Raw genomic sequence first — 9216 nt, 5'->3', positions numbered from 1 at the left:
CTTGCCCAGTGTAAAGGCATGAAGCATAGTATGAGCAGACGTGGTAATTGTTGGGATAATGCTCCAACCGAGCGGTTCTTTAGGAGCTTTAAAACAGAATGGATGCCCAAGAAAGGCTATGACGATTTATCTCAAGCAAGAGTCGATGTAGCGAGTTATATTTTAGGTTATTACTGTCAAGTTAGACCACATAGCTTTAATGATTATTTAACACCTGTTGAGAAAGAAAATCAGTTTTTTAACCAAAATCTCTTAAAAGCTGTCTAATTAAACTTGACCACTACAATCTTTAGTGTATTTATCGCCATGTACAATATTAACACGTGAAATGACCATGATTAATCTAGGAGACATATTAGCATTTTCATAGTCTACATACTCTTGTATTGGTTTCTCAGTTTCTTTAATAGCTAACCTTATAATATTTTTTGGTTCTAAAAAATATCCATCAAATTGAAACTTTTCATTGTTAAGAAATGGAGTTGCAATTTCATTTTCTATTTCTTCTAAATTAACTTTGTCAAACTCATAGAGTCTTCTGTTGTTTTGTGACTTACCGACTTTTTCATTCGTTTCAATTAAGACTTGATAAAACATAACCTATCCTTTTAGTATTAGCAATAAATTAAAAAATATTTATAAATTTAAAGCGTACACGCCCCACCTGCACAGGCATCAAGGTCGTCTTGAGCATCGTTTGCACCATCACGGGTATTATGATAATACAAGGTTTTTACCCCAAGTTTATAGGCAGTGAGCAGGTCTTGTATCATCGCTTTCATTGGCACACGTCCATCTTCAAAGCGGGTAGGGTCGTAGTTGGTATTTGCTGAAATACTTTGGTCAATGAATTTTTGCATAATGGCGACCAATCGTAAGTAGCCCGTATTGTTAGGCATTTGCCAAAGTAACTCGTAGCTATCTTTTAAACGGTTAATTTCTGGTACAACTTGTTTTAAAATACCGTCTTTGGACGCTTTTACCGAGACCAAACCACGAGGCGGTTCAATACCATTGGTGGCGTTGGCGATTTGGCTTGACGTTTCTGATGGCATCAGTGCAGATAAAGTAGAGTTGCGTAAACCGTGTATTTTAATATCTTGGCGTAATTTTTCCCAATCTAATTGTAAAGATTGATTACAAACACTATCAAGGTCTTTCTTATAAGTATCAATGGGTAAAATGCCTTGTGAATAAGTGGTATCACCAAACGCAGGGCAAGCCCCTTGTTCTTTTGCCAATTTATTAGAGGCTTGTAACAGGTAATATTGGAACGCTTCAAAAGTCCGATGTGTCAAATCCAACGCATCGACATCCGAATAACGTGTGCCATTTTTTGCCAAATAATAGGCAAAATTAATCACACCCACGCCCAACGTACGGCGATTCATTGAGCTATTTTTGGCAGCAATCACAGGATAATCTTGATAATCTAGCAGGGCATCTAAGGCACGCACAATCAATTCAGCAGGCTCTTTGATATCTGCTAAGTCATTGATTTCACCTAGATTAATACCTGACAACGTACAAAGGGCAATTTCGCCATCTTCATCGTTAATATTGTCAAGTGGTTTGGTCGGCAAGGCGATTTCCATGCACAAATTTGATTGACGAATGGGGGCAAGTGCAGGATTAAATGGGCTATGCGTGTTACAATGATCCACATTTTGCACATAAATGCGTCCTGTACTGGCACGTTCTTGCATCATTAGGCTAAATAATTCTTGGGCAGACACTTGTTTTTTGCGAATGCTTTCATCATTTTCATAAAGCTCGTAGAGACGTTCAAATTCGGCTTGGTCAGCAAAAAATGCGTCATATAAGCCTGCAACATCAGACGGTGAAAATAGGGTAATATTTTCGCCTTTAATTAAGCGTTGGTACATGGTCTTGTTAATTTGAACACCGTAATCCATATGGCGGACACGGTTGTCTTCCACGCCACGGTTGTTTTTTAGCACCAACAAATTTTCGACTTCTAAATGCCAAATTGGGTAAAATAAAGTCGCTGCACCGCCACGCACACCGCCTTGTGAACAGCATTTAACCGCCGTTTGAAAATGTTTATAAAACGGAATACAGCCTGTATGCTGGGCTTCGCCGTCACGAATACTACTCCCAATCGCACGGATACGCCCTGCATTCACACCAATCCCTGCACGTTGCGACACATAACGCACAATCGCACTGCTGGTCGCATTGATACTGTCAAGACTATCATCACATTCAATCAGCACGCAAGAGCTAAACTGACGGCTTGGGGTACGCACACCAGACATAATCGGCGTTGGCAACGAAATTTTAAAGGTAGAAGTCGCATCATAAAACCGCTTGATATAATCCAAACGTGTGGCTTTGTCGTACAATTTATCATAACCTGCAAACAAGCACATCCCCACGAGCAAATACAAAAACTGTGGACTTTCAAACACTTGTTTGCTGACACGGTCTTGCACCAAATATTTGCCTTCCATCTGCTTTACCGCAGCGTAAGCAAAATTCAAATCCCGACTATGGTCAATATAATCGTTTAAAATGTTAAATTCATCTTCGCTATAATCTTCCAACAAATGTTTATCATATTTGCCAAGCTCGGTCAAACGCTGAACGTGGGCATATAAATGCGGTGGCTCAAACTCACCATACGCAATCTTACGCAAATGAAAAATCGCCAAACGAGCCGACAAATATTGATAATCAGGCGTGGTGACCGAAATCAAATCCGCCGCCGATTTAATAATGGTTTCGTGAATGCTTTTGGTGGTGATTTCGTTATAAAACTGAATGTGCGAGCTGATTTCCACCTGCGATACCGACACATTTTCCAAACCTTCCGCCGCCCATTCAATCACACGGTGGATTTTTTCAAGGTCAATTTTTTCCAAACGCCCATCACGTTTTTTGACAAAAATTTCTTCAAAACGAGTCATAACGGTATCCTTTAATCAGATAAAAATCAGACAAAATTAAGTTGATGTTATCACTTAATTTTATAAAAAAAGCTAAACAATCTTTGTTATTTTACTGATAAATCACAGACAAAAATTCCCGATAGAAAAACTTGACAAAAATTTTTCTATATTATATATCATTCAAGAAGTGGTAGGTTTTTAAGAATTGAAATACTATATTTAGGGGTAAAGTTGTTTTGCTGATGCACAATATAGCCGAAAAATTTTTAAAAAACTAGCTTGTATTTTATTTTTTTTTGTGATTTATTTTTTTTGCTTTTAACAAAGTGAACTTAATTAATTGATTTTTTTAACAGTTATAAAAGTCAAGCAAACTTTACAAAAAAAAATGTTAAAAAAATGCTTGACGAAAAAATAAACAACTTATTTTTATATTAAATATTATTAAATATTTAAATTAAATTTATTAATTAATTAACGTTCCGCCAACATACATTGTTTTGGTGTTTGTTTTTTATTGAGCGACGTGACGCACGCCCATTGGGGACTGTTTTTGTCATCGCTAACACGGTACATAATCAAGGTTTGACCGTTTAGCCAACGATTGGGAAAGCCGATATTTTGTACAGTGGCTTGGATAATACAAGGGCTTTTTGCCAAAATTTTGTCGGATTTGGTTAAAATTTGCAAATGAATGGTGGGATTTTGGCTATTAAAAGGTGTGTTAATCGGACATTGATGTGTGGTTTGGTAGATGCTTTCTACCCGATTTTGGATATTTTGTACGGTGTCAAACGTGGCAAATAGCACTTCACTAGACTTTTGTTTGGCATAAATCGGTAAAAATTGCACTTGAACAACCAGTAGGGCAAAGGCAAAAAAACCAAATGCAAGCCCCATACCGACAGGGCTTACGCCACCGTGTTGTTGTAAATAAGCCAACTGTTGTTCGGTATCTTGTGGGTACATTTCTATCGCATCGGCAATTTCACGACGTGCGGTACGGTAATAAAACGCATCGCACCAACGTGCCACCATACTCGCCCAAAATAGCCAAACACTCGCCCCAATGCCAAGGCGTGTCCACATTTGCCACGCAGTCGGTAATGAGCCGATAATTAAATATTCGGCAATCACCAAAAAAATCGTCATGTTTAAATGGATAAAAGACCAACCCGCTACCGAATATACCACGCTGTCTAAATAGCGTTTGCGGTACAATAGCCACGAAAAAGTCATAAAAAATCCCGCCCAATGCCATTTTGCCGAGAGTTTGCCTGCACGGTCAAATTCGACAAATCGCTTGAGATAATAGCTTTGCGAACGCTTACCAATAAAGGCTTTATCGTACATTAGACGTTGGCTGTCGCTTAGCTGACTTTGCCAAAATGGCGGTGGCGTGGTTTCTTCAATAAATAACATGGCAGATGAATTTTGGGATTTAAATTGACAAAAGAATAACATATAATAGCGTCATTTTTAACCCTGTTTTGATATTTTTTATGACTATGAACGATTTACATTCACCCACTGAAGTACTTGATAAACAAAATTTGACAATTAAAAGCGAAGTTGCGAATGTCAGAGAACATACACCGCATAATTTGCGACAAATCAACACCTTTATGAAACGCAAAACCCACATGGGTAAAAAGGCCCAAATCGGCTTGGGCGATGCCTATCAAACGTATTTTGTGCAAAAAAACCTAGATGCTATCCAAGCGATGAATATCGATGGCATTGACAATTTACGCACTTTATTTGATAATCCTGAACGACCGTTGACACTGGAAATCGGTTTTGGTATGGGGACGAGTTTGGTAGAAATGGCAAAGGCTGAGCCAAATCGTAATTTTGTCGGTATTGAAGTGCATGAAGCAGGGCTTGGTAATTGTGCATTTTTGGCAGGGGAACAAGGTTTAACTAACCTAAAATTGATTGGTGGCGATGCGATTGCCTTGATGAAACAATTACCACAAAATCATGTGGATACTGTGCAGTTGTATTTTCCTGACCCTTGGCAAAAAAAGCGTCATTATAAACGCCGTTTTGTCAATGCAGAGCGTATGGCAGTCGTCGCTCAAGTGTTAACAGTTGGTGGGATTTTCCATTCGGCGACGGATTGGGCGCATTATGCGTTTTGGATGTTGGAGGTATTAGATAGTTTAGCAGAATTTAACAATGTCGCTGGCAAAGGCAACTTTTTACCCCGTCCTGATTTTCGTCCATTGACCAAATTTGAACAACGTGGCATCAATGAGGGACGGGCGATTTATGATGTGATGTATCAGAAGGTCTGATATTGCTATTAAGCAAAACTGTTAAATAAAAACCGTGTTAGATACGCCTAACACGGTTTTTAAAAGCCTTTAGAGTAACGTCCTATGATTTTAAAGCAGTTATTTTAAAAGCAACGCATTCACCCGTTTTAAATACCCTGCTGGGTCATCTAGCTGACCGCCATCCGCTAGTACCGCTTGGTCAAAGACCACTTGGGCAAGCTCGTCAAACTGCTCTGATGTTTCCAGCTTTTGGATAAGTGGGTGATTTGGATTTACTTCCAACGTCGGTTTGACATCAGGCACTGGTTGCCCCATGGCTTTTAACATTTGCACCATTTGCGGAGTTAGCTCGCCATCGCCCACAACCAGACACGCAGGGCTATCCACGAGACGGTTGGAGACTTTAACGTCTTTGGCACGATTTGATAGCACGCCTTTTAATTTATCGACGATGGGCTTTAAGTTTTCTTCAGCTTGCTTGGCTTCTTCTTTTTCCGCTTCATCGGTCAAATCGTCCAAATCCACCGCCCCTTTGGCGATGTTTTGTAATGGTGTGCCATCAAATTCGTGCAAGAAATTCATCGCCCATTCGTCCACACGGCTGGTCATCAAAATGACTTCAATGCCTTTTTTCTTGAAGACTTCTAACTGTGGGCTATTTTTGGCACTCACTAGGCTGTCCGCAGTGAGATAATAAATCGCCTTTTGACCATCTTTCATACGTGCCTTGTAATCAGCAAAGCCTGTGTTAATGGCGTCATCAGTGCTTGTGGCGTAGCGTAACAGTTTAGCAATTTTGTCTTGATTGGCTTGGTCTTCACCCAAACCTTCTTTAATCACATCACCAAACTCTTTGTAAAACTCTTTGAACTTGTCTTGTTTTTCGCTTTCTTCAGAATTTGCCAAACTTGCAAGCACGGTTAAAATACGGCGTGCATTGCCATCGCGGATTGCCTTAACATCACGAGACTCTTGTAAAATCTCACGGCTGACATTCAGCGGTAAGTCACTTGTGTCAATCACGCCTTTCACAAAGCGTAAATACATCGGCAACAACTGCTCAGCATCGTCCATGATAAACACACGTTTAACGTACAATTTCAAACCACGCTGATGTTCACGGGTGTACAAATCAAACGGGGCTTTTTTGGGAATGTAAAGCAGTTGCGTATACTGCAGACGCCCTTCCACACGGTTATGCGACCACGTCAAAGGCTCGTCATAGTCATAGGTCAAGTTTTTGTAGAAATCGGTATATTCTTCATCACTGATTTCACTTGCTGAACGTGTCCACAAGGCGTTGGCTTGGTTGATGGTTTCCCACTCGTCCGTTGTAATGTACTCGCCTTTGGGTGAAGCATTTTCATCATCGGACTCCGCTTCTTGCCAAACTTCTTTACGCATTTGAATTGGTAGGCTGATGTGGTCAGAATATTTGTTTACAAGCGACTTGATTTTAGCACGGTCAAGGTAGCCTTCATGCTCTTCTTTGATGTGCAAAGTGATGGTCGTGCCACGCTCGTTTTTGGTAATTTTTTCAGTGGTAAACGTGCCTGTGCCGTCTGATACCCAGCGAACGCCCTTGTCGGCTGACTCGCCTGCTTTGCGAGTTTCTACGGTAATCGTATCCGCCACGATAAAGCCAGAGTAAAAACCCACGCCAAATTGACCAATCAGCTGACCATCTTGTTTTTGGGCATCGGTAAGTTTTTCTAAAAAGGCTTTTGTACCAGATTTGGCAATCGTGCCTAAGTTTTCGATAACATCAGCTTCATTCATGCCGATTCCATTATCAATAAAACTGATAGTTTTATTGGTCTTGTCAATGTCAATACGTACTTTTAGTTCACCGTCATTTTCAAACAGGCTATCGTCTGAGTTAGCTTCAAAGCGTAATTTATCGCAAGCATCAGAAGCATTAGACACAAGCTCACGCACAAAAATATCGGCATTTGAGTAAAGTGAGTGCGTGACAAGATGCAAAAGTTGGGCAACTTCGGCTTCAAAAGTGTGTTTGGTTGGATTTGTCATAATCTCTCCGTTTTTAATCAAATTTTTGGATTAGCGGATAATTATTTATGGTTTGTGGCAGTTTTTTCAAGAAAATTTTTGCATAATTTTGCCCAATTAAATTACAATAAATCGGATAAATACAAAAATTGACCCAAATGCCAAATTTGAATACAAATAGAATGGATAGTGCAAAAGTTTGATTTGAACGAGTGCAAACGCAATCTTCGACAAGATGAACTACAAAGCCTTGCTTGTTCAGCTAGTGTTTGTACGACCAAAAAATTCTTGCAAACACGGTTGGAAAAAAGCGGTTCAACAAGATAGGGTTTTAATTAAAAGGGTGATACAATGAAATCAAAGCTCTATGATGCAACCACTTTTGCACTATCTAAAGAAGTTGCACCACCTAAACTAAAATTGATAACATTCCTTACGCAAACCGCTCACCCAGCCACTGCCCAATCGCTTTAATTTGTGGTAAACAAACTTGATGAGCCATGGGATAAGTCTGATAAATTGGCTTAAAATCATGCTGTTGCAACCACGCAACCGCCTGTTGCCCTAGCACTTCAGGTACAACAGGGTCTTGCGTGCCATGCTGTACAAGGATTGGCAGGTTTTGGTTTAGTTTACTTAGGTTTAAAGTTTCTTTTGCTAAAACTTCTTTGGTCGCCAAATAAGTGGACAACGCAAGCAATCCTGCCAACGGCTTATCAAAAGTTAAGGCGGTTTGGTAAGCCACCGCCCCACCCTGCGAAAAACCCGCCAATACGATATGTTCGCTCGGTATGCCTCGCTCAATTTCACGCAAAATCAACGCTGTAACCGCATCGCTTGAGCGTTCAATCTGTGCCACGTCAATTTTCCTATCCAAACTCATTTCCAAAATATCATACCACGCAGGCATGACATAACCGCCATTCACCGTCACAGGGATAGACGGTGCGTGCGGAAAAACAAATCGCACGCCACGGCTCACATCCAAGCCCAACTCAGGCACAATCGGCTCAAAATCATGCCCATTTGCCCCAAGTCCATGTAGCCAAATCACACTATGCGTAATTGGTAAATTAGTTGGGTTGTGAACTACTTCTACACAGTCTAATAAACTCATTTAATCAAACCTATCAATTTTTGTTAATTTGCTAAAATTTATTTTACCAACTGAATGACGCCATTTGCCGTCACCGTAATGCTAGTTTCACCCACTTCAAAATTTTGGCTTGCGACACTCGCATCGACTACCTGAGGCATTGCCATGGCATATTTACGCGATGAATAATTGTTATAACCGCCACCTTGATTAAAATCCAAACTCACCAACTGATAACCTGTCGCATTCCACGCAGGGAGCAAGGCTTGAGCTTGTTGCTGAAAAGCTTTGGAAGCATCAATCATCAAACTTTGGGTAATGGCTTTTTGTTTGGCTTCCGACACTGAAAAATCCAAACCATTTAACTGCATAAAACTTTGCAAGTCGGCAATCAACTGACTCACCGCTAGCGTATCACTACTTTGCAAGTATAGGCTTGCAGTGCCTGTCCAACCGCTGATTTTTTGATTTTTGTCATATTCAGGATAGGTTGATTGACTGCCTGTACTGACCTTGACGCTTGGATATTTTTTGGCAATCGTGGTCGCCTGGTTTAGCGTTTCGGTAATGCGTTTTGCCACTTCAGTGCTAGACTTATGCTGAATCGTTTTGCTCATCGTGGCATTGATTTCATCATTTTCCACTTTTTGCGTGGCATTTGCAGAAAAATTAATCAAATTATAATTAATCGATTTGTTCACATTACTATCTGCATTTGCACCGACTGCCAAAGTCATCAGGCCTGCCAATGCCAATAAAGCTGAAAGTTTCATAAAATTCTCTCTTTGCTAAAAGTGAAATTTGGTTAAAATAAAAAATACTCCCAACTATTGTAAATTTTTTTGCCCAAAATTACCATGTAAAAATTGTCAAACATTGTTATCAAAATGGTTAATAAAACTTACGCCAAATTTTT

Annotated in this window: 8 protein-coding genes; 2 read left to right on the top strand and 6 right to left on the bottom strand. The window is 40.0% G+C overall.

Annotated features, from left to right (window positions below; genetic code table 11):
- Positions 1–267, top strand: a 267-nt coding sequence (locus A3G3_RS0105600; protein ID WP_019519561.1) for an integrase core domain-containing protein, incomplete at its 5' end; no start/stop codon positions are given.
- Here A3G3_RS0105600 and A3G3_RS0105595 read toward each other — a convergent pair.
- The 3 genes from A3G3_RS0105595 to A3G3_RS0105585 form a co-directional block, all read right to left on the bottom strand.
- On the bottom strand, positions 268–597 hold the full coding sequence (locus A3G3_RS0105595; RefSeq protein WP_019519560.1) for a hypothetical protein: 330 nt from the start codon (positions 595–597) through the stop codon (positions 268–270).
- A gap of 47 nt (positions 598–644) precedes the next feature.
- Positions 645–2930 (bottom strand): class 1a ribonucleoside-diphosphate reductase subunit alpha, encoded by a 2286-nt coding sequence (gene nrdA / locus A3G3_RS0105590; protein WP_019519559.1) that lies wholly within the window; start codon positions 2928–2930, stop codon positions 645–647.
- Positions 2931–3386: 456 nt separating this feature from the next.
- Complete coding sequence (locus A3G3_RS0105585) at positions 3387–4376, bottom strand: DUF2628 domain-containing protein (RefSeq protein WP_019519558.1); 990 nt, start codon at positions 4374–4376, stop codon at positions 3387–3389.
- 44 nt (positions 4377–4420) lie between these two features.
- Here A3G3_RS0105585 and trmB point away from each other — a divergent pair, with 44 nt between their 5' ends.
- Positions 4421–5212, top strand: a complete 792-nt coding sequence (gene trmB / locus A3G3_RS0105580) for a tRNA (guanosine(46)-N7)-methyltransferase TrmB (RefSeq protein ID WP_019519557.1) — start codon at positions 4421–4423, stop codon at positions 5210–5212.
- Positions 5213–5311: 99 nt separating this feature from the next.
- On the opposite strand, the gene htpG is transcribed toward trmB, so the two are convergent.
- The 3 genes from htpG to A3G3_RS0105565 all read right to left on the bottom strand — a co-directional run bounded on the left by htpG (position 5312) and on the right by A3G3_RS0105565 (position 9073).
- Positions 5312–7225, bottom strand: a complete 1914-nt coding sequence (htpG, locus tag A3G3_RS0105575; protein ID WP_019519556.1) for a molecular chaperone HtpG — start codon at positions 7223–7225, stop codon at positions 5312–5314.
- Positions 7226–7637: 412 nt separating this feature from the next.
- Positions 7638–8321: an alpha/beta hydrolase gene (locus A3G3_RS0105570; RefSeq protein WP_019519555.1), complete on the bottom strand. Its 684-nt coding sequence runs from the start codon at positions 8319–8321 to the stop codon at positions 7638–7640.
- A 38-nt stretch (positions 8322–8359) separates the two neighbouring features.
- Positions 8360–9073, bottom strand: a complete 714-nt coding sequence (locus A3G3_RS0105565) for an SIMPL domain-containing protein (protein WP_019519554.1) — start codon at positions 9071–9073, stop codon at positions 8360–8362.
- Between the last annotated feature and the right edge of the window lie 143 nt (positions 9074–9216).

The organism is Moraxella boevrei DSM 14165, from assembly GCF_000379845.1.
Classification (GTDB): domain Bacteria; phylum Pseudomonadota; class Gammaproteobacteria; order Pseudomonadales; family Moraxellaceae; genus Faucicola; species Faucicola boevrei.
This window is presented reverse-complemented; position numbering and strand designations above follow the sequence as displayed.

What these genes read in the sequence shown, in the direction of transcription:
- A3G3_RS0105595 (WP_019519560.1), bottom strand. Translation starts at nt 597, where the DNA reads ATGTTTTATCAAGTCTTAATTGAAACGAATGAAAAAGTCGGTAAGTCA.
- nrdA (WP_019519559.1), bottom strand. Translation starts at nt 2,930, where the DNA reads ATGACTCGTTTTGAAGAAATTTTTGTCAAAAAACGTGATGGGCGTTTG.
- A3G3_RS0105585 (WP_019519558.1), bottom strand. Translation starts at nt 4,376, where the DNA reads ATGTTATTCTTTTGTCAATTTAAATCCCAAAATTCATCTGCCATGTTA.
- trmB (WP_019519557.1), top strand. Translation starts at nt 4,421, where the DNA reads ATGAACGATTTACATTCACCCACTGAAGTACTTGATAAACAAAATTTG.
- htpG (WP_019519556.1), bottom strand. Translation starts at nt 7,225, where the DNA reads ATGACAAATCCAACCAAACACACTTTTGAAGCCGAAGTTGCCCAACTT.
- A3G3_RS0105570 (WP_019519555.1), bottom strand. Translation starts at nt 8,321, where the DNA reads ATGAGTTTATTAGACTGTGTAGAAGTAGTTCACAACCCAACTAATTTA.
- A3G3_RS0105565 (WP_019519554.1), bottom strand. Translation starts at nt 9,073, where the DNA reads ATGAAACTTTCAGCTTTATTGGCATTGGCAGGCCTGATGACTTTGGCA.